Here is a 20,416-nt window from a genome sequence, read left to right as displayed (position 1 = left end):
AAACCGCCCGCCGGGCTCCTCCGGCGGGCAATCAGTTCTGAATTACACCAGCGTTTCGGCCGTAAGCCTGTCGGTGATCAGCACGTCAATATAGTTGCCCGTTAACGCGCCCTGAATGGCGGCGCTCTTGTCCACGCCGCCGGCCAGGGCGACCACCCGCGGACAACTGCGCAACTGCGGCAGCGCCATGCCGATAACCGGATCTTCCCCATCCTGCAATACCGGTTCCCCCCGCGCGTTATAGTAGTGCAGACACAGGTCGCCCACCGCGCCGCGCTGCGCCAATAAATGCAGCATTTCCTCGTGGTAATAGTTGCCGGAATTTTTTAACAACTGCGACGGCTCCAGTACGCCAATGCCAACCAGGGCCAGACTGACATCGCTGAATTTGTCGACCACGCTGGACACTTCATCGCTGGTAATCAGCCGGGTGCGGTCTTCCACCGAGCGTTCTATACTTTGCGCCGGCAGCAGATAGGCCGGGCAGTTTAGCAGGTTGGCCAGGGTTTGCGTCAGGATGGTGGCCTGCACATTGCCGTTGGGGCCGACGCCGCCGAGTAATTGAATCACGCCACGCGCCTTGGTGCCGAGCGGGTGGAGATTATCCACCATCGCGCGCAGCGTGCTGCTCCATGATGAGATACCCACCAGATCGTCGGGGCGGATACTGGTCTGTAGATAATGGGCCGCCGCCGAACCAATGGCCTGTTTCACCTGGGAAAGGTTGGCAGTATCGGCTACATCGACCACAATTGCCTGGTCGATGGCATAGCGTTTCTGAATGGCCGATTCCAGCGCCATAAACATATTGGGGGGCTGAACCACGCTGATTTTGACCACCCCCTCTTTAACCGAGCGGGTAAGGGCGCGTGATACAAAAGATTGTGACAAATGGAGGGAGTCGGCAATTTCTGATTGTTTCATCCCTTCGCTATAATAGAGCGTGGCGATCTTGACCAACAGTCGCTGTTCGTCCTGTTTTGACATGTTTATCCCTCCGGTTGACGCGCGCCTATCATTTTTATTCAGCTTGGAATAAATAACAAGCACAGGCGCTAGTCGCGGCATACGGCAGGGGCGCGATTTCCCAGCCGGCGGGGGAAATGGTAATTTAATGGGGTTTATCGCCAAAATTTGGCATAATTCATTTAGTTAATAGGAAATCACAGGAAAGAAAACGTGAAATATTTGCTGATTTTTTTACTCGTGCTGGCGATATTCATCATTTCTGTCACACTGGGTGCGCACAACGATCAGGTGATTACGTTTAATTATCTGCTGGCGCAAGGGGAGTATCGTATATCGACGCTGCTTGCCACATTGTTCGCGCTGGGATTTATTCTTGGCTGGGTGATTTGTGGCCTGTTTTATTTGCGTCAGCGCATTGCGTTAGGCCGTGCTCAACGTAAAATCAAGCGCCTGGAGCAACAACTTTCAGTCTCGAATGAGGAAAGCGTGACGCCAGTACAGCCAGCCACCCACTAAGGAATCATTTTCTATGTTAGAACTGCTGTTTCTGTTGCTGCCAGTAGCCGCCGCATACGGCTGGTACATGGGCCGCAGAAGTGCGCAGCAGGATAAGGATCAAGAGTCTAACCGCCTGTCACGCGAGTACGTAACAGGGGTAAACTTTCTGCTATCCGACCAACAGGATAAAGCCGTCGAGCTGTTTCTCGACATGCTCAAGGATGACAGTAATACCTTTGAGGCACATCTCACGCTCGGCAATCTGTTTCGCTCACGCGGCGAAGTCGATCGCGCTATTCGTATTCATCAGGCATTGACGGAAAGCACCTCTCTCTCCTTTGAGCAGCGCTTGCTGGCGGTGCAGCAGCTTGGCCGGGACTATATGGCCGCGGGGCTGTACGATCGGGCCGAAGAGATTTTCAATCAACTGGTGGACGAAGAAGATTTCCGCCGCGGCGCGCTACAGCAGCTTTTGCTGATTCATCAGGCGACCAGCGACTGGTTAAACGCCATCGAGGTGGCGGAAAAACTGGTCAAAATGGGTGAGCATCAACTCCGGGTGGAAATCGCCCATTTTTACTGTGAGCAGGCGTTACTCGCCATGGGGAGCGACGATCTGGACAAAGCGCTGGCGCTGTTGAAGAAAGGGGCGGTGGCGGATAAGCAGTGCGCCCGCGTATCAATAATGATGGGGCGAATTTACATGGCGCAAGCGCAATACGCCCGCGCCGTCGATTCGTTGCAACAGGTGCTCGATCAGGACAACGAACTGGTCAGCGAGACACTATCGATGTTGCAAGAGTGCTATCAGCATCTACAGCAGCCTCAGGCCTGGGCCGAGTTTCTGAAACGTTGTGTGGAGGAAAACTCCGGCGCGACGGCGGAACTGATGCTGGCCGATATCCTTGAGCAACAGCAGGGGGCGGAAGCGGCGCAGATCTATATTACTCGTCAGCTTGAGCGGCACCCGACGATGCGGGTCTTTCATCGGCTGATGGATGTTCACCTTAATGAAGCAGAGGACGGCCGGGCAAAAGAGAGCCTGCTGGTTCTGCGCGACATGGTGGGTGAGCAAATCCGCACCAAACCTCGTTACAGCTGCCGCAAATGCGGTTTCTCCTCTCAATCGTTATATTGGCATTGTCCTTCCTGCCGCAGTTGGGCAAGCATCAAACCTATCCGTGGACTAGACGGTCAATGACCGCGCCGTCGCATCACGCCGTGTACGGCGCGATGTGTTCTTAGGTTACTCTCAATTTAGTTACAACATACTATATTAATAACCCAACTTGCCGTTCCAGTCGCTATCATTGATGGTATCCGCTGAACAGGCGGCTGGGATTTCGGCGGCAGGGCATGTAAAATGCGGCGGGAATTTTGAACGCGAATAATGACTTGGCAACAGCAACGGGTGACACGTGAAAAACGAAAACAGAAAAGAGAACCGTCGGGCCGCATCATCTCCGATTATTGTGGCGCTGGACTATGCCGATCGACAGTCTGCGTTGTCGTTTGTTGACCGAATTGATGCTCAGGATTGCCGGTTAAAGGTGGGCAAAGAAATGTTCACGCTATTTGGCCCGGACTTTGTTCGTGAGTTGCAGCAGCGCGGTTTTGATGTCTTTCTCGATCTCAAGTTTCATGATATCCCGAATACCGTCGCGCATGCCGTTGCCGCCGCGGCCGATTTGGGAGTATGGATGGTGAATGTCCATGCCAGCGGAGGGTCAAGAATGATGATGGCGGCGAAAGACGCGTTATTGCCATTCGGTGATGACGCGCCATTATTGACCGCCGTTACGGTGCTGACCAGTATGGAAGAGGACGATCTGCGGGCTTTGGGCATCACGGCCAGCCCGGCGGAGCAGGCGGAAAGGTTGGCGCTGCTGGCGTATAACTGCGGTCTTGATGGCGTGGTCTGTTCCGCGCATGAAGCCGAACGTCTGAAACAGGTCTGCGGGGAGTCCTTCAAATTGGTCACCCCGGGGATCCGTCCCGCCGGCAGCGATGTCGGCGATCAGCGCCGCATTATGACGCCGGTTCAGGCGCAGAGCGCCGGTGTGGATTATATGGTGATCGGCCGTCCGATCACCCAGTCCGCCGATCCGGCGCAAACGTTGCGTGATATCCGCGCTTCGCTGGTCAGCGGAGCGTAAGTGATGAACCGTAACGACAATAGCCATTTAGTATATTCCACCGAAACCGGACGTATTAAGCCGGCGGAAGAGAAGGTTGCCCGCTCCCCGGGCGACGGTATCGTCCGTATTCAGCGCCAGACCAGCGGGCGCAAGGGTAAAGGCGTTTGCGTAATAAGCGGTATCGATCTGGATAACGGAGCACTGGATAAGCTGGCGGCTGAACTAAAGAAAAAGTGTGGCTGTGGCGGCTCGGTGAAAGACGGCGTGATTGAAATTCAGGGGGATAAACGCGACTTATTGAAACAACTGCTGGAAGCCAAAGGAATGAAAGTCAAGCTGGCTGGCGGGTAAGCTGGACGGCGAATAACAGCAGGCCCAGAAAAAACGCTCTGACGCCTGCTGTCAGCGAATTCGTTAGTCGACCTGACGGCCGATAATGCCCCCGATGGCCGCGCCACCCAATGTACCCAGCGTGCCGCCGTCGGTCAGGATAGCGCCACCCACCGCACCGGCGCCCGCGCCAATGGCAGTGTTACGGTCTCGCTTAGACATATTTGAACAGCCAGCTAACGCCACTGTCAGCGCAATAGCTAAAACTGAAGTAGCAAACCGCTTATTTACTTTCATATTGTTCCCCTTTCTACTCTTGGCCTCACTTTTTCAAGTGAATAAAATATCGTACTGCCACTTTTTCACGGTATTAAATAAACAGACCGCGCCTTCCTTTCTCTGCTGGTCAGTATAATCATCGGAAAAAACCGTAACAGGTAAAAAATCTTAATTCCCTAACGTTACGATAACGATAGCAATATTTGGTAAAATAGTTTGTTTTTTAGACACACAAATAAAAATAAATAGCGTCTTACAGCAGAACGCTGCCGGATCTTTAGCGATTTAGCCCATAGCGACGGCAGCAGGCGGTCGGGAGAATGGCGTGATATCCATTCATAGGGGCAGACGATGTTAGATGAACTTAAGCAACAGGTATTGGAAGCCAATCTGGCATTGCCGCGGCATCATCTGGTGACGTTTACCTGGGGTAATGTCAGCGCCGTAGACAAACGGAGCGGTCTGCTGGTGATTAAACCGTCAGGCGTGGAATATACCGCCATGAAGGCCGATGACATGGTGGTGGTGGAACTGGAAAGCGGCAAAATTATTGAAGGGACGAAAAAACCGTCTTCCGATACCGATACTCATCGCGTGCTGTACCTGGCGTTTCCTGAGATCGGCGGCATTGTCCACACCCATTCCCGCCATGCCACCATCTGGGCTCAGTCGGGTAAAGATATCCCGGCCTGGGGAACCACCCATGCGGATTATTTTTATGGCGCCATCCCCTGTACGCGTTTAATGACCGATGAGGAAATTAACGGTCGCTATGAATGGGAAACCGGCAAGGTGATTGTCGAAACCTTTCATTCCCGCCAACTTTCCCCGATGGCTATTCCCGCAGTGCTAGTGAACGCGCATGGGCCGTTTACCTGGGGAAACGATGCCGATAACGCAGTGCATAACGCCGTCGTGCTGGAGGAAGTGGCCTATATGGGGATGTTTTCACGTCAGTTAACGCCTGAGCTGAATGTGATGCAGCAAACGCTGCTGGATAAACACTATCTGCGCAAGCATGGTAAAAACGCCTACTACGGGCAATAACCCGGTTGAAAAAATCCCTCCGTTGCGGAGGGATTTTGATGCTGAACGGTCGGATTTCGAACCGGCTGATTAACTGCGATGCGCATCCTCACGAAACATCACCGGCGTTTCCTGCGCGGTCGGTGTTTCGCTGTTCAGGGCGCGACGGATAACGAACAGCGCCGATATCAGCATCGTAATGGCGACCAGCATAAAGAAACCGCACAGCGCGGCGTTAATCTGGTTACTGAATACGATGGTTTCCATATCCTTAATGGTTTTAGCCGGGGCAATCAACGTGCCTTGCTCAATGCCGGCAGAGAAACGTCTGGCCTGCGCCAAAAAGCCGATGTTGGCCTGCTCATGGAAAATCTTCTGCCAGCCGGCGGTCATGGAGGTAATGAACAACCAGATCGTCGGAAGGATAGTGACCCAGGCATAGCGCTGCTTTTTCATCTTGAACAGTACGACGGTGCCAAGGATCAACGCCATGGACGCCAGCATCTGGTTACCGATACCGAACAGCGGCCACAGCGTATTGATCCCGCCCAGCGGATCGATAACGCCCTGGTAAACGAAGAATCCCCAGCCTGATACCGCGACAGTCGTCCCGGCCAGATTACCTAACCACGAATGGCTGTTTGCCAGTCTGGGGATCACCACGCCCACCAGATCCTGCACCATAAAACGACAGGCCCGGGTGCCGGCATCCACGGCGGTCAGGATAAACAGCGCTTCAAACAGAATGGCGAAGTGATACCAGAAAGCCATCATTGCCCGACTGTTAAATATTTCGGTAATGATATACGCCATTCCCACGGCGAAGGTCGGGGCGCCGCCGGCACGGGACAGCACCGAGGCTTCGCCCACGTCGGCGGCAATGGCGGAAAGCGCTTCCGGCGTAATGACAAAGCCCCAGCTATTAATCACCTGCGAGGCGCTTTCCACCGTGGTGCCAATCAAGGCCGCAGGGGAGTTCATCGCGAAATAGACGCCGGGTTCGATGACCGAGGCGCAGATTAACGCCATGATGGCGACAAAGGATTCCATCAGCATGGCGCCGTAGCCGATAAACCGGATATGGCTTTCACGCTCCACCAGTTTTGGCGTCGTACCGCTGGACACCAGCGCATGGAAGCCGGAAATCGCGCCGCAGGCAATGGTAATAAACAGGAAAGGGAACAGACTGCCGGAGAACACCGGGCCGCTGCCGTCGATAAAGCGGGAAACGGCGGGCATTTTCATTTCCGGCATGGCGAAGACGATACCGACAGCCAGCCCGACAATCACCCCGATTTTCAGGAAGGTTGAGAGATAATCACGCGGCGCCAGCAGCAGCCAGACCGGCAGCACGGAGGCGATAAAACCGTAGATCACCAACGCCCAGGTCAGCGATGTCCCTTTTAAGGTGAAGAACGGCCCCCAGTAGGGATGAGCCGCGATGTTGCCGCCATAAACAATCGCCAGCATCATCAGTACAAAACCAATAATCGATACTTCAGCGATTTTCCCCGGGCGCAGGAAGCGCATATAAACGCCCATAAACAACGCAATCGGAATGGTGGCGGCAATGGTGAATAATCCCCAGGGACTATCCGCCAGCGCTTTTACCACCACCAAGGCCAGCGCCGACAGGATGATGATCATCACGCCCAATGCCCCAAGCATGGTAATCACGCCGGCAAAGGCGCCCAGCTCTTGCTTGGCCATTTCCCCCAGAGAGCGGCCGTCACGGCGGGTAGAGATAAACAGCACCAGAAAATCCTGCACCGCCCCGGCCAGCATGACGCCGACTAAAATCCAGATCGTACCGGGCAGAAACCCCATTTGAGCGGCCAGGATCGGGCCAACCAACGGCCCGGCGCCGGCAATGGCGGCAAAGTGGTGGCCGAACAGCACCCATTTATTGGTAGGAACGTAGTCCAGACCGTCATTATGGCGTTCTGCCGGCGTCAGGCGTCGGTCGTCAAGCTCAAAGACTTTTTTAGCGATAAACAGACTGTAGAAACGATAGGCAATGCTGTAACAGGCTACCGATGCAACAACCAACCACACGGCATTGACGTGCTCACCGCGGCTAAGGGCCAGCATGGCGAAAGCGGTTGCTCCCGCCAGACCGACCAGCAGCCAGATCACGATGCTCTTGACGTTATTCATAACCACAGCTCCTTCATTATTCAGGAAGATGTTAGCGCGAGTGTTAATGCAATTTAACAATAGTGGGTTTAATGGCGAAGAGAAGCGGCTGGATAAGAAAATGTGAGCAACAATAAGTTTTTGTAAAGAAATTTAAAGACTAAACCGCTGTTGACCGGGCAGAGGCGGCTATAAAAGCCTAAGAACCACGTTTATGCCGCCGATCCGTTGCGCATCGGCGGCATAAGGGCGATTAGGCGGCCGGTTTGGCGATAATACTGCGGGTTTCGAGGCGCACCTCGGCAATAACCACATCCAGGGTATCGCCCTGACGATAAACCGCTTCACCTTTGATCAACACGGTTCCGGTGTCCTGGCTGCATACCAGCTCATCGCGCACGGCGTGAATAAAGGAGGAGGGGATAAACGCCACCGCGCCGTTATCCAGCAGGCGAACGCGCAGGCCGCCGCGGGTAACATCCATGATTTCCGCCGGGAAGCGAGTAGAGGTTCCCGCCTTATCCTTAAGAAAACGGGCGTACAGCCAGTCGCCGACGTCTCGTTCCGCCATACGGTTAAGGCGACGACGCTCCGATAGCTGCGCGGTTATTTCATCCTGCGGTTTTTCCGCCGTCTGTCCGGCGATCACCGCCTTCAGCAACCGATGGTTGACCATATCGCCGTATTTACGAATCGGGGACGTCCAGGTGGCGTAGGCTTCCAGGCCCAAACCAAAATGCGGCCCCGGCGTAGTGCTGACTTCGGCGAAAGACTGGAAACGACGAATGCGGCTATCCAGAAACTGGGTGGGTTGCGCATCCAGTTCGCGGCGCAGGGCGCAAAAACCGTCAAGCGTCAGTAGCGCCTGCGCATCGGCCTGAATACCGTGCGTATCTAAAACGGCGACGGCTTGTTCGACGGACGCCGGATCGAAACCGTTATGGACGTTATAGATACCAAAACCCAGTTTGTCGCGCAGCACAATGGCGGCGCAGACGTTAGCGGCGATCATCGCCTCTTCGACGATGCGATTGGCGATACGTCGCGGCTCAACGACGATATCCAGCACTTCGCCTTTTTCGCCCAGCAGGAAGCGATAATCCGGGCGATCTTTGAACACCAGCGCGTTGGCGGTGCGCCATGCGTTGCGGGATAGACAAACGCGATGCAACAAGCGGATCTGCTCGGCAATCGCCGCGGAAGACGGCTGCCATTCACCCGCTTGTTCCAACCAGTCGGAGACCTCGTCATAGACCAGCTTGGCTTTGGATTCGATCCAGGCGGCAAAGAAGTGGATATCATTACCCAGCGAACCGTCGGCGGCGATGGTGACGCGGCAGGCGAGAACCGGGCGGCGCTCATCGGCGCGCAGCGAACAGATATCATCTGACAATTGGCGCGGCAGCATCGGAATATTGAAGCCGGGCAGGTAATTGGTGAATGCGCGCTGGCGGGCGATGTTATCCAGTTCGCTGCCTGCTTCAACGTACGCCGTGGGATCGGCAATGGCGATAGTCAGCAGCAGCGAGCCGTCGCCCTTGTCCTGCACATACAACGCATCATCCATATCTTCGGTGCTGGCGCTGTCGATGGTAACGAAACTCAACGCGGTAAGATCTTCGCGTACCAGCGCGCCATCGTTGAGTTCGGCGGCATCGGCATCGGGGGCGGCGCGCTCCAGATTGTGTCGTGACAGTGTCACCCACCACGGCGCCAGCGGATCGTCGCCGGTGGTGATGTATTGGGTCAATTCAGCATGAAAACCGCGATCGCCCTTCAGCGGGTGGCGACGCATTTCAGCCACCGCCCAGTCACCATCCTGAAACGTATGACCGAGGTCGCGGGCGGGACGGCAACCGATGGCCTCTTTCAGTAACGGATGATCGGGAATAATGGATAAACGATCGTCTTTTTTCTGCACGCGGCCGACAAAGCGGCTCAGGAAAGGTTCAATCAGCGTTTCCGGTTCAGCAATTTCACGTTCTTTTTCGGTGTGCAGCGTGGCGGTGATGCGGTCGCCGTGCATCACTTTTTTCATGTGCGGCGGGGGAATGAAATAGCTTTTTTGCGCATCAGCTTCAAGAAAGCCAAATCCTTTGTCGGTGCCTTTGACGACACCTTCGACTCGTGGCGTCTGAGAGTGAAGTTGCTGTTTTAGCTGTGCAAGCAGCGGATTATCTTGAAACATAGCGTCCAGAAATACGGTTATAAGTAGCTCGATTAGCGGCAGACAGTTTTACGCGAATCAGCGGCCGGCGGCAAGCCCGATGTGCGGATGATCCGGCGCGCTGCGCCGCCGGATATGACGGCGATTTTACGCGGTTGTGATGTTTTTCAGCGCCTTCGACGGCAGGTCGGCCAGCGGCAGGTTTGCGCGAACGCGCCCAACATCAGATAAGACGGCGTTTCTTCTTAAAATGTGACCAAACGCAGATTCTTGATCTTTTGTCTAGTTGTATAGACAAATCTTGCCATTTTCCGGCTATTACTTAATCAATGCCGAAAAACAGGAAGGGTAGATGATGAAAGATCTTGGCAATAAAGTTCATGCTTTTGGTAAAGCGCTGATGATGCCGATTTCGGTGATCGCCGCCGCCGGGATTTTTTTAGGGCTGGCGGCAGCGATGCAAAACCCGGCCGTCACCGGCGATGCCTTTGCGGATATGCAAATTCCGCAATTGATCATTGGGTTTATCCGCCAGATTGCCGGGGCGCTGTTTGCCAACCTGCCGCTGTTTTTTGCCGTTGCCAGCGCGATTGGTCTGGCGAATGCGGAAAAGCCCACGGCGGCCTTTGCCGCGGTGATCGGCTTTATTTCCATGCACGTCGGGGTAAAGGCGACGCTTACCGCACAAAACCTGACGCCCGTCACCACGTCCATTGATGCGCTGACTGCGGCAGGCATGGATCACACCGCCGCGCTGATGTATGCCGCCGAATTTACCCAAACGCTGGGCATCTTCACCTATAACATGAGCGTGCTGGGCGGAGTGATTGCCGGGGTGATCACGGTGCTGTTGCACAACCGCTTCTACACCATTGAATTACCGACGGCCATCAGCTTTTTTGGCGGGCGACGCTTTGTGCCGATCATTACCGTGGTGTGCCTGCCGTTAGTCGGCATCGGGCTGGCGCTGATTTGGCCGACCATCGGCAAAGGCATCGCCTGGGTGGGAGAACTGATCGGTCACAGCGGACAGTATGGCGCTTTTTTGTATGGCTTTTCAGAACGTATTCTGATCCCGACCGGCCTGCACCATATTCTGAATGAAACGGTGCGTTTTACGCCGATTGGCGGGGTGGCGACCATCGATAACCAAACGGTGGTCGGCGCGCTGAATATCTTTAATGCGTCGTTGACGCATCCGGGGATGGTCAGTGACGAGACCATTCGCGGGGCGACCACCTTTCTGGCGCAGGGCAAAATCCCGATCATGATGTTTGGTCTGCCCGGCGCCGCGCTGGCGATGTATCACTGTGCGCGTCCGCAGCATAAAAAACGGGTGAAAGCGCTGGTGCTGGCCGGGGCGCTGGCCTCATTCACCACCGGCATCACCGAACCGCTGGAGTTCTGCTTTATCTTCGTCTCTCCGCTGTTATATCTGATCCATGCCGCGCTGAGCGGGCTGTCTTTTATGCTGATGTCGATGTTGCATCTGATGATCGGCAACATTCAGGGCGGAGCGATTGATCTGGTGGTGTTCGGCATACTGGGCGGGTTGGAAACGCGCTGGTGGTATGCCGTGTTGCTGGGGTTAATTTACTTTCTGGCCTACTACTTCGCTTTCAGGTTCATTATCCGGCGCATGAACGTTGAGACGCCCGGGCGGGAATCCGAGGAGCACGCGCCGGAAACTCAGCCGATCAGCGCCGACCAGCGCACGAAAGATATCATTACCGGACTGGGCGGAGAGAACAATATCACCGACGTGGATTGCTGCTTTACCCGCCTTCGCGTACAGGTGAAAGACATGACGCTGGTGGTGGACAAGACGTTGATGTCCACCGGCGCGAACGGTATCAACCGGGTTAACGAGCATAATATTCAGGTTATTTACGGCCCGAAAGTGGAAAAAATCGCCAGTGACGTCAAAATTGCGCTTGGCGTGACAGGGTAACGTTATTTGAACCGGACAAAACAGGAAATGGCTATGACGAAGACGTACAGCATGGTGATTGTCGGTGGCGGATCAACCTGGACGCCGGGTTTGTTGAAAGCATTATGTAAACGGCAGGCGACCTTTCCGCTCAAGCGCGTGGTGATGTTTGACGTCAACGCCGGGCGGCAGGCGGTGATTGGCGATTTTGCCCGACTGCTGTTCAGTGAGGAATATCCGCAACTCGATTTCTCCTATACCACCGATGTGGACGAAGCGTTTCGGGAGGTGGATTTCGTTTTCTGCCAGATGCGCACCGGCGGTTATGACATGCGGGAAAAGGATGAAAAAATTCCGTTGTCGCTGGGGGTTATTGGACAGGAAACCTGCGGCCCGGGCGGTTTTGCCTATGGGATGCGCTCTATCGGCGACATGATTGAACTGGTGCAGAACGTGCGTAGTCGTTCACCCGATGCGTGGATCCTGAACTACACCAACCCGGCGGCGATCGTCGCCGATGCGCTGCGGGTAAAATTTCCCCACGATCGGCGCATCCTCAATATCTGCGATCAGCCGGTCAATTTGCTGCGTTCTTACGCTCGTTTGTTGGGACGCGAGGCTAATGAGTTCGAACCGGTCTATTTTGGTCTGAACCATTTCGGCTGGTTTACCCATCTGTATGACCGGGAAGGGACGGATCTGCTGCCGCGGTTAAAAGAGATTATCCTCAACCAGGGGTTTAAACCGGCGGACGCGGAACAGCGGGATCGCTCCTGGCTGGATACCTATGCGGTGGTTGCCGACATGATGCGGGATTTCCCGGATTTTCTGCCGAACACCTATCTGCAATATTATCTCTATCCCGACTATAAGCTCAGCAAGCTGGATCCGAACTTTACCCGCGCCAACGAGGTGATGGCCGGAAGAGAGAAGCGGGTGTTTGAAACCTGCCGCGCCGCGGTGAAAGCCGGCACCACAAAAGACGCCAGCGTGGTGCATAACGATGCGCACGGCGACATGATTGTCGAAGTCGCTGAGTCTATTGCCTACAACCAGCATCGTATATTTGTGGTGATCGTGGAAAACAATGGCCTGATAAACAATCTGGATGACAGTGCGATGGTGGAAGTGGCCGCCACGTTAGGCAGCAACGGGCCGCGGGCTTATGGCGTCGGCAATATTCCCACCTTTTACAAGGGGATGATCGAACAACAGTTCGCCTATGAACGGCTGACGGTTGAAGCCTGGTTTGAGGGTTCTTACCACAAGGCGCTACAGGCGCTGACCCTCAATCGGTTGGTGGTGGATGCCAAAAAGGCCCGTAAGGTGCTGGATGCCTTGATAGAAGCGAACAAAGGCTATTGGCCGGCGCTGAAGTAGTCGCGAAACAGGTTATAGCGCCAGCAACGGGCGCGGCGGCGCATCAAGCGTAAAGGTATAGTGCCGCTGGTTGTAGTAGACATTCGACAGTTCGAATGGCACGCCGTTGGCGAAAAATGCGATCACGCTGGCGCGCAGCACGGGTTCATCACGCGCCAGCCCCAGCGCTTCCCGTATTTCCGACGCGGGAAGTTCGGCAAAGATCTGTTTGCGGCTGCCGACGGCGTCATAGCCTTTTGATTTGAGGTAAGCATATTTGGACTGGCTGAGATCCTGCTCTTGCAGATCGGGGAACAGCGCCTGATTCATCCACGATTGTTCATAGACAAACGGCGTGCCGTCAATCAGGCGCAGGCGAACCATATACAGAACCGGCGCGGATTCAGGCAGTTGCAGCGCGCTGGCCACCTCAGGACTGGCCGTCTGCCGGGAAAAGTGCAGCAGATGATTGACGATCTTACGCTGGGCGCTGCTGGCGACCTCGCTGGACGTCAGGTGTTGATCGAGCGGCAACTGCACCTTGACGCGGGTATCTGGCTGGGCGACAAAGGTGCCGCGGCCGCGAAAACGCTCGACCAACCCCTGCCTGACCAGATAATCCACCGCTTTGCGCGCCGTCATCCGTGAAACCTGATATTGCTGACACATTTCCGCCTCGGTGGGCAGCGGATCGCCGGGCTTCAGCACATTCTCACGGATCTGGCGGCCCAGAATCTGCTCGATTTGCAGATAAAAAGGGACAAAGGAATGCTTATCAATCATCTCATCTTTCTCCCGTTGGTTCGCCTGTCCGGTCTATAGTATAGACGGGCAGTTATCTATACAAGCAGGCGGCGGCGACCCTGCGCGCATAAAAAAACACGCCGTGATGGTGTGTCAGACCGTTGACAAAGCTCGTTATTAGGGAGAGCGTGGCGAGGGGCCGTAGCGGCGTAAGCCGCCGGAGCGCCCCTCGGTACGGTAGGCCCGGGTATCTCGGGCTTACAAACGACTTTGTCAGCAACCTCACACGCCGTGATGGCGTGTTTTTTAACCCGACGGACAAATTTAGGCGCCGTTTCCGGCAAAACCCTTAATTATCCAGATCGCCCATGGCGGCGATATTGAAACCGCCGTCGACGTGCAGAACTTCACCGGAGATGCCGGCTGCTAAATCAGAGCACAGGAAGGCCGCAGAGTTACCGACGTCTTCGATGGTGACGACGCGGCGGATTGGCGTTACGGCTTCACAGTGAGCCAGCATTTTCTTGAAGTTTTTAATGCCTGACGCGGCCAGCGTACGGATCGGGCCGGCGGATATGGCGTTAACACGCACGCCTTGCGCACCCATGGCATTCGCCATATAACGCACGTTCGCTTCCAGAGAGGCTTTGGCCAGGCCCATCACGTTATAGTTCGGGATGGCGCGCTCTGCGCCCAGATAGGACAGGGTAACCAGCGCGGAATTCGGGTTCAGCATTTTACGGCAGGCTTTCGCCATCGCCACGAAGCTATAAGAGCTGATGTCATGGGAGACGCTGAAACCTTCACGGGTGACGGCGTCGACATAGTCGCCGTCAAGCTGGTCGGCCGGCGCGTAAGCGATGGAGTGAACGAAACCATCAAAGTTAGGCCAGACGTTGGCCAGTTCGACAAACAGCGCTTCAATACTTGCATCTTCAGCGACATCACACGGCAGAACAATGCTGGAACCCAGTTCGCTGGCAAAGCCTTCAACGCGAGATTTCAGTTTATCGTTTTGATAGGTGAACGCCAGTTCGGCGCCTTCGCGGTGCATCGCCTGTGCGATACCGAATGCAATGGAACGGTTACTGGCAACACCAGTTACCAGAATGCGCTTGCCGGTAAGAAAACCCATAGCAGTAATCCTTGTGATCATTGTTGCTGCGCTCATCAATGTTGAAATAAGTCGTTAATGATGAGCGGGATGAATAAACCGGCCGATTCTAGCATGCCTGAAGCCGATAGCGATACTCTGTGTTTATGTCCGATGATGCGGCGCGGTTACCATTGCGCCCCCCCGTCGCGTCGCCAGGCATCGGCGCTCAGCGCCTCGCCGAAATGGCTGGCAATCAGGCGCTTGGTCAGATCGTGAAGTGGAGAAGAGAGCACGTCGGCCGTGCTGCCGCGTTCTACCACCTCGCCCGCCTGCATGACCAGGATCTGATCGCTGACGTGTTTCATCATGCCCAGATGCTGGGTGACATAAATATAAGAGATACCGTGCTTTTCCTGGAGTTCCAGCATCAGATTAATAATCTGTGATCGCATAGACATATCCAGCGACGCCAGCACTTCATCCGCGACGATGACTTTAGGTTGCAGGATCAGCGCCCGCGCCAGCCCGACGCGCTGTTTCTGGCCGGGAGCCAGCGCGTGGGGGTAATAGTAAGCGTGATCCGGCCGCAGCCCCACCTGTTGCAGCGTCAGATTTATCGCCTTTTCGCGCGCTTCGGCGCTGAGATCGGTATTCAACCGCAGCGGGACATCCAGCAACTGGCCGATGCGCTGCCGCGGATTCAGCGCATTGCCGGCATCCTGAAAAATCATACGGATACGCTGGCTGCGATAGCGATAATCACCGTAGTGCAACGGATGATCGTCGATGAGCAGTTCGCCGGAGGTCGGGGCTATCATGCCGGCCAGCATTTTCGCCAGCGTGGATTTCCCCGAACCATTTTCGCCGATGATGGCCAACGTCTGACGTTCACGTAAGGTAAAGCTGACGGACTTCACGGCCTCAACATGCTGACGGTGAAACAGACCGGTGCGATAGCGGAACGTTTTGGTCAGGTTACGGGCTTCAAGTAATGTTTCAACCATCAGGACCCCTCCATGTTGAGTGGAAAGTGACAGGCATACCAATGGTTCTTGACCGAGAGCAACTGCGGGGTTTGCATACACTGTTTCTGTGAGTAAGGACAACGCGGCCCCAGACGGCAGCCGACGGGTAAATGCTCCAGCGAGGGGATCGCCCCCGGCAGGGTATTCAAGCGGCTTTTGTGCGGCAGCGAGCGGCCAAAGTCCGGCATCGCCCGGATCAGCGCCTGGGTATAAGGGTGATGCGGCGCGGTAATCAGATCTTCACTGGTGGCGCTTTCCACCGTCTGGCCGCAGTACAGCACGTTAATGCGATCGGCCCATTTGCTCATGGTTTGCAGATCGTGACTGATCAGCAGGATGGTGGTGTTGTTGTTCTGGTTGAGTCGCGCCAATAAGCGAAAAATCTGCGCCTGCGTGGTGGATTCCATTGCGTTGGTGGGTTCATCGGCGATCAACAGGCGCGGCTGGTTTGCTAGCGCGATGGCGATCATCACTTTCTGGCATTCTCCATCCGTCAGTTCATAGGGGTGGCTGCCCATAATATTTTTATGATCTTTGATGCCGACGCGGTGCAGCAGTTCGACGGCCCGACGTTTTCGCCAGTTGAACCGTTGCCACCAGCGACCTTTATACGTCCAGCCGGGGATAGTTTGTATCAATTGCCGGCCGATTTTTTCGGCGGGATCCAGGCAGGACTGCGGCTCCTGAAAAATCATGGAGACGTTATGTCCCACCAGTTTGCGCCGTTCGCGCGGCGTCAGTTGCAACAGGTCAATGTCATCAAAACGAAAACGATCGGCGGTCACCCGCCAGTTATCTTTGGTGATACCGCAGATGGCTTTGGCAATCAGACTCTTGCCCGATCCCGATTCGCCCACCAGGCCGCGGATTTCCCCTTCGTTCAGCGTCATGCTCACCCGGTCGACCGCTTTTACCGCGCCGTCCGCGGTGAGAAATTCAATGGTCAGATTACGAATATCAAGCAAGGGCATACGTCGTCTCCGCCATTATTCCGTTTCTGCCAGCAGGGCGCGGCGAATGCCGTCCCCGAGCAGGTTAACAATCAGAATGCTTAGGGCAATCGCCGCGCCGGGCAACATCACCGTCCAGGGGGCGGCATAGACCAGCTCTAAGGAATTACCCAGCATGGCTCCCCATTCGGTGGTCGGCAACTGCGCCCCAAGGTCAAGAAAACCGAGTGCGGCTATGTCGAGAATCGCGATGGACAAGGCGCGGGTGAATTCCGACACCAGCGTCGCCGCGATATTCGGCAACACCACATACCAGACAATATACAGCATGGACGCGCCATCGAGACGGGTGGCGACGACATACTCTTTGTCCATTTCATCATGCACCGTACTATAGAGGGTACGCACCATGCGGGGTAACAGCGCCAGCCAGACTGCCAGCATGGCGTGCTCCAGTTTCGGGCCGATAAAGGCAATCACCACAATGGCCAACAGCAGCGACGGAATGGACAACAGGGTGTCGAGAATATGGTTAAGCAGGGCGGAGCGCAGCCCGTGGGTGACGCCGGCAAACACGCCCAGAATGACGCCGCACAGCGCCGCCGCATGGGTGACGAGCAATGCCGCTCCCACGGTAGGGGCGGCGCCGCTCAGTAGCCGGCTCAACAGATCGCGCCCCAGATCGTCGGTGCCGAGGAAGAACGAGACTTCACCGTAGTGCGACCAGGACGGCGGCAGCATCTGGTAGCCGAGGAATTGCTGGCTAACGTCGTAAGGCGCCAACAGTTTGCCGAACAGGCACAGGCCGAGCAACAACAGAAAACCGTAGAAGCCGATCATCGCCAGCGTATCCTGATGGAATACCCGCCAGGTATCGCCCAGACGGCTGGGGATCCGTTTTTCGCTGTAAACGTTATCGAAGGGCATAAGATTCCTTATGTTTCAACGGATTTGTCATTGCGCCCCATACATCGGACAGCACATTAACCGTGATGACCATTGCGCCGACGACGATGACGCCTGCGGAGATCGCCGCATAATCCTGCTGGCGAATCGCGTTGACCAGCCAGCGCCCCAGCCCCGGCCAGTTGAACACCACTTCGGTAATCATCGTGAGCGTCAGCATGGTGGAAAACTGCAATCCCAGCTTCGGCATGATTGGCGGCAGCGCATTATGCAGCACGTGGCGGCGAATAATCGTCAGGCGTGATAAACCGCGCGTCGCCGCCGCTTTAATATAACTTTTGCCGATAACCTCGGTGGTGCTGATCCGCATCAGCCGTATCACCTCTGTCGTCGGCCCCACCGCCAGTACGGTAACGGGAAGGATCAGGTGCCGAATGGCGCTGACGATCATCTCATTACGATAAGGCGAATCGGACAGCCAGGCATCAATCAGCGCAAAGCCGGTTACGGTTTTTACCTGATAGAGCAGGTCGAAGCGCCCGGATACCGGCAGCCAGCCGAGGTGCAGGGAGAAAAACAGCGTGAGCAGCAGCGCCAGCCAGAATACGGGCAGCGAAAAACCGATGAGCGCCAGCGTACTGATAACAATGTCCGGCCCTTTGTTTTGCATCACGCCGGCGGTAATCCCCAGCGGGATCCCCACCAGCAAAGAGAGAATAAAAGCCAGCAGACACAGTTCGATGGTGGCGGGAAAAACTTCTTTTAGCTGCACAAGGATGGCCTGACCGTTGATGCTGGAGCGGCCGAAGTCACCCTGCAACAGGCCGATAAGGTAAAAGCGATAGGCGTCAAACAGGGCGGCGCCGCTGAGCGGAGCGTGCGGCGTGTAATAGCTCAGACTGAAACCAACCAGCGTCAGCAGGAACAGCGTCACCAGCAACAATAACAGGCGGCGCAGGGTAAAGATAATCACGGTTTTTCTCCTCCCGCGGCGCTTTGCTGATGAGCGCGGCCATTCTCCCGAAAAACGCCGGCGAACGAGGCGTTGCCGAACGGGCTGAGCACGATCCCTTTCATATCGTAACGGTAAGCGAGCAGACGCAAGGATGAGGCCAGCGGCAAAACCGGTAGCTGTTCGGCCAGAATCTTCTGCGCCTGTTGGTAATATTCAATCCGTTTCGCCAACTGCTGGGAAGACAGCGCGTTTTGCAATACCTCATCAAAAGTAGGATCACACCAATGAGCATAGTTAGTTTGGGAGCGAATGGCGGCGCAACTCAATAACGGGCGAAAAAAACTGTCAGGGTCGTTACTGTCGGTCGTCCAGCCGGCCAACGTCAAATCGTGGCTGAGTTCCATCAGCCGCGCTTCCTGAAAACGTCCTTCAACCGGCACAATGGTCACCTGTACGCCCACCTGAGCCAGATCGGCCTGTATCAGCTCCGCGGTTTTCAGCGGGCTGGGGTTGTAGGATTGCGACGCGCTGGGCACCCACAGACGCAGGCTGAGATTAGTTATGCCCAGCTCCTGCAATAGTTGGCGGGATTTCTGCGGATTGTATTCGGTTATCTGCGCGTCATTGTCATACGCCCAGGAGGCGCGCGGTAAGATCGATGCGGCGGTTTCAGCCGTGCCGTAATAAATTGACTGCATCAAGCGGTCATTGTTGATCGCCAACGCGATGGCTTCACGAATGCGGCGATCGTCCAGCGGCGGTTTACGCACGTTAAATGCCAGATAGGCGACGTTCATCCCGGGGCGTAATGACAGGCGTAAGCGCGGATCGTTACGTAAAATAGCGAGCTGGCTGACGGCGGGGTAGGCAAGCACGTCGCATTCGCCGGTCAGTAATTTGGACAACCGGCCGGTGCCGCCGGAGCCAAGATCGACCACCACCTGCGGCATGCGCGGCAAACCGCGCCAATAGAGGTCGTTGCGCGTCAGGCGAATATATTGCCCGTTGCGGTATTCATTCAGCATATAGGGGCCGGTGCCGACCGGTTCGCGATCCAGTAATTCTTGCTTGTCATGTTCAGACAGCGCCTGCGCATATTCGGCAGACAAGATCGGCGCATAGTGTGTCGCCAGATGCCACAGGAAAGAGGCATCCGGGCTGTTTAGCCGGATTTCAACGCTGTACTCGCCCAATTTGCGAATGCTTTGTACCGAATCGGCAAATTGCAGACTGTCGAAATAGGGATATTCACCGCCGTTGACATCATGATACGGGTGTTTTTGATCCAACATGCGTTGAAAGCTGAACAGCACATCGTCCGCGTTCATTTTACGGGTAGGGGCGAACCAGGCGGTGGTTTGAAAAGGAACGTCGCGTCGCAGATAAAAGCGATAGGTCGATCCGTTATCCAGCACTTCCCATCGCTGGGCCAGCTCCGGCATCAGGCGATATGTATAGGGGTCCACATCCAGCAGGCGATCGTAAAGCTGGGCGGCCAGCGTATCAATCGTAACGCCGCTGCGCGCCATTTGCGGATTAAACGTATTCAGCACATCGTTAACGCAATAGACAAAGCCGCTTTGGCGGATATCCTCCGACGGCGCGGGGGTTGAGGCCGCCGGCGCGGGCGCAGCCAGCCACAGCAATGCCAGTGCGAAATAAGTTTTTCCAGACATACGGGAGTTTTCTGTCAAGACGTAATACACAGAGTGTACCGCACTCTGGCAATCCTCCCCACTCCGTTGTGTGCGGATGGCGACTTTCCAACCGATGGTATTATTTATAGCGAATGTTTGTCTTGGATCACGTTGGGGTCATTCCATGACGAGAATTACGGATGATCGGCTAAGTTATGCAGCGATGATGCCGTTATACCTAAAAACTTTGTCTGAACAATGGAGCCATTCA

General features: G+C 55.5%; 18 protein-coding genes. 7 read left to right on the top strand and 11 right to left on the bottom strand.

What is annotated here, in order from left to right:
- Positions 1-42: 42 nt before the first annotated feature.
- Complete coding sequence (locus tag JG725_RS03770) at positions 43-987, bottom strand: sugar-binding transcriptional regulator (RefSeq protein ID WP_172289345.1); 945 nt, start codon at positions 985-987, stop codon at positions 43-45.
- Between the two features lie 192 nt (positions 988-1,179).
- Here JG725_RS03770 and JG725_RS03765 point away from each other — a divergent pair, with 192 nt between their 5' ends.
- From JG725_RS03765 to yciH, 4 genes are all read left to right on the top strand, one after another.
- Positions 1,180-1,485 (top strand): LapA family protein, encoded by a 306-nt coding sequence (locus JG725_RS03765; RefSeq protein ID WP_172289346.1) that lies wholly within the window; start codon positions 1,180-1,182, stop codon positions 1,483-1,485.
- 13 nt (positions 1,486-1,498) lie between these two features.
- Positions 1,499-2,668 (top strand): lipopolysaccharide assembly protein LapB, encoded by a 1,170-nt coding sequence (lapB, locus tag JG725_RS03760; RefSeq protein WP_172289347.1) that lies wholly within the window; start codon positions 1,499-1,501, stop codon positions 2,666-2,668.
- A gap of 217 nt (positions 2,669-2,885) precedes the next feature.
- Positions 2,886-3,623: an orotidine-5'-phosphate decarboxylase gene (gene pyrF / locus JG725_RS03755; RefSeq protein ID WP_199376636.1), complete on the top strand. Its 738-nt coding sequence runs from the start codon at positions 2,886-2,888 to the stop codon at positions 3,621-3,623.
- A gap of 3 nt (positions 3,624-3,626) precedes the next feature.
- Positions 3,627-3,956 (top strand): stress response translation initiation inhibitor YciH, encoded by a 330-nt coding sequence (yciH, locus tag JG725_RS03750; RefSeq protein ID WP_172289468.1) that lies wholly within the window; start codon positions 3,627-3,629, stop codon positions 3,954-3,956.
- Positions 3,957-4,019: 63 nt separating this feature from the next.
- Here yciH and osmB read toward each other — a convergent pair whose 3' ends face one another.
- Positions 4,020-4,232, bottom strand: coding sequence for an osmotically-inducible lipoprotein OsmB (osmB, locus tag JG725_RS03745; protein WP_172289349.1), 213 nt, complete (start codon positions 4,230-4,232; stop codon positions 4,020-4,022).
- A gap of 333 nt (positions 4,233-4,565) precedes the next feature.
- On the opposite strand from osmB, the gene araD reads away from it, so the two are divergent.
- Entirely contained in the window at positions 4,566-5,261 is a 696-nt protein-coding gene (gene araD / locus JG725_RS03740) for an L-ribulose-5-phosphate 4-epimerase (protein ID WP_172289350.1), read from the top strand.
- A 69-nt stretch (positions 5,262-5,330) separates the two neighbouring features.
- On the opposite strand, the gene JG725_RS03735 is transcribed toward araD, so the two are convergent.
- Both JG725_RS03735 and JG725_RS03730 read right to left on the bottom strand, forming a co-directional pair.
- Positions 5,331-7,397 (bottom strand): carbon starvation CstA family protein, encoded by a 2,067-nt coding sequence (locus JG725_RS03735; protein ID WP_172289351.1) that lies wholly within the window; start codon positions 7,395-7,397, stop codon positions 5,331-5,333.
- Positions 7,398-7,629: 232 nt separating this feature from the next.
- Complete coding sequence (locus tag JG725_RS03730; RefSeq protein ID WP_199376634.1) at positions 7,630-9,564, bottom strand: exoribonuclease II; 1,935 nt, start codon at positions 9,562-9,564, stop codon at positions 7,630-7,632.
- Positions 9,565-9,898: 334 nt separating this feature from the next.
- On the opposite strand from JG725_RS03730, the gene JG725_RS03725 reads away from it, so the two are divergent.
- Positions 9,899-11,494 carry a PTS transporter subunit EIIC gene (locus JG725_RS03725; protein WP_199377206.1) on the top strand — a complete coding sequence of 532 codons (1,596 nt, stop codon included), beginning with the start codon at positions 9,899-9,901 and terminating at the stop codon, positions 11,492-11,494.
- Between the two features lie 33 nt (positions 11,495-11,527).
- A complete protein-coding gene (locus tag JG725_RS03720; protein WP_172289353.1) occupies positions 11,528-12,853 on the top strand; it encodes a 6-phospho-alpha-glucosidase in 1,326 nt (441 codons plus the stop codon).
- Positions 12,854-12,865: 12 nt separating this feature from the next.
- Here JG725_RS03720 and JG725_RS03715 read toward each other — a convergent pair whose 3' ends face one another.
- The 7 genes from JG725_RS03715 to sapA form a co-directional block, all read right to left on the bottom strand.
- Entirely contained in the window at positions 12,866-13,615 is a 750-nt protein-coding gene (locus tag JG725_RS03715) for a GntR family transcriptional regulator (protein WP_172289354.1), read from the bottom strand.
- 310 nt (positions 13,616-13,925) lie between these two features.
- Positions 13,926-14,711, bottom strand: coding sequence for an enoyl-ACP reductase FabI (gene fabI, locus JG725_RS03710; protein WP_172289355.1), 786 nt, complete (start codon positions 14,709-14,711; stop codon positions 13,926-13,928).
- 146 nt (positions 14,712-14,857) lie between these two features.
- Positions 14,858-15,676 carry a putrescine export ABC transporter ATP-binding protein SapF gene (gene sapF, locus JG725_RS03705; protein ID WP_172289356.1) on the bottom strand — a complete coding sequence of 273 codons (819 nt, stop codon included), beginning with the start codon at positions 15,674-15,676 and terminating at the stop codon, positions 14,858-14,860.
- Entirely contained in the window at positions 15,676-16,668 is a 993-nt protein-coding gene (gene sapD, locus JG725_RS03700) for a putrescine export ABC transporter ATP-binding protein SapD (RefSeq protein ID WP_172289357.1), read from the bottom strand. The genes sapF and sapD overlap by 1 nt, the downstream gene beginning before the upstream one ends.
- 15 nt (positions 16,669-16,683) lie before the next feature.
- On the bottom strand, positions 16,684-17,574 hold the full coding sequence (sapC, locus tag JG725_RS03695; RefSeq protein ID WP_172289358.1) for a putrescine export ABC transporter permease SapC: 891 nt from the start codon (positions 17,572-17,574) through the stop codon (positions 16,684-16,686).
- Positions 17,561-18,526 (bottom strand): putrescine export ABC transporter permease SapB, encoded by a 966-nt coding sequence (sapB, locus tag JG725_RS03690; protein WP_172289359.1) that lies wholly within the window; start codon positions 18,524-18,526, stop codon positions 17,561-17,563. Before sapB ends, sapC begins: the two co-directional genes overlap by 14 nt.
- Complete coding sequence (gene sapA / locus JG725_RS03685; RefSeq protein ID WP_172289360.1) at positions 18,523-20,184, bottom strand: ABC transporter substrate-binding protein SapA; 1,662 nt, start codon at positions 20,182-20,184, stop codon at positions 18,523-18,525. Before sapA ends, sapB begins: the two co-directional genes overlap by 4 nt.
- Positions 20,185-20,416: the final 232 nt, after the last annotated feature.

The sequence above is a fragment of the Brenneria sp. L3-3C-1 genome (assembly GCF_016456245.1).
GTDB lineage: Bacteria > Pseudomonadota > Gammaproteobacteria > Enterobacterales > Enterobacteriaceae > Brenneria.
This window is presented reverse-complemented; position numbering and strand designations above follow the sequence as displayed.

Coding starts and splice junctions, on each gene's coding strand:
- JG725_RS03770 (WP_172289345.1), bottom strand. CDS start 987: ATGTCAAAACAGGACGAACAGCGACTGTTGGTCAAGATCGCCACGCTC.
- lapB (WP_172289347.1), top strand. CDS start 1,499: ATGTTAGAACTGCTGTTTCTGTTGCTGCCAGTAGCCGCCGCATACGGC.
- yciH (WP_172289468.1), top strand. CDS start 3,627: ATGAACCGTAACGACAATAGCCATTTAGTATATTCCACCGAAACCGGA.
- osmB (WP_172289349.1), bottom strand. CDS start 4,232: ATGAAAGTAAATAAGCGGTTTGCTACTTCAGTTTTAGCTATTGCGCTG.
- araD (WP_172289350.1), top strand. CDS start 4,566: ATGTTAGATGAACTTAAGCAACAGGTATTGGAAGCCAATCTGGCATTG.
- JG725_RS03735 (WP_172289351.1), bottom strand. CDS start 7,397: ATGAATAACGTCAAGAGCATCGTGATCTGGCTGCTGGTCGGTCTGGCG.
- JG725_RS03730 (WP_199376634.1), bottom strand. CDS start 9,564: ATGTTTCAAGATAATCCGCTGCTTGCACAGCTAAAACAGCAACTTCAC.
- JG725_RS03725 (WP_199377206.1), top strand. CDS start 9,899: ATGAAAGATCTTGGCAATAAAGTTCATGCTTTTGGTAAAGCGCTGATG.
- JG725_RS03720 (WP_172289353.1), top strand. CDS start 11,528: ATGACGAAGACGTACAGCATGGTGATTGTCGGTGGCGGATCAACCTGG.
- JG725_RS03715 (WP_172289354.1), bottom strand. CDS start 13,615: ATGATTGATAAGCATTCCTTTGTCCCTTTTTATCTGCAAATCGAGCAG.
- fabI (WP_172289355.1), bottom strand. CDS start 14,711: ATGGGTTTTCTTACCGGCAAGCGCATTCTGGTAACTGGTGTTGCCAGT.
- sapF (WP_172289356.1), bottom strand. CDS start 15,676: ATGGTTGAAACATTACTTGAAGCCCGTAACCTGACCAAAACGTTCCGC.
- sapD (WP_172289357.1), bottom strand. CDS start 16,668: ATGCCCTTGCTTGATATTCGTAATCTGACCATTGAATTTCTCACCGCG.
- sapC (WP_172289358.1), bottom strand. CDS start 17,574: ATGCCCTTCGATAACGTTTACAGCGAAAAACGGATCCCCAGCCGTCTG.
- sapA (WP_172289360.1), bottom strand. CDS start 20,184: ATGTCTGGAAAAACTTATTTCGCACTGGCATTGCTGTGGCTGGCTGCG.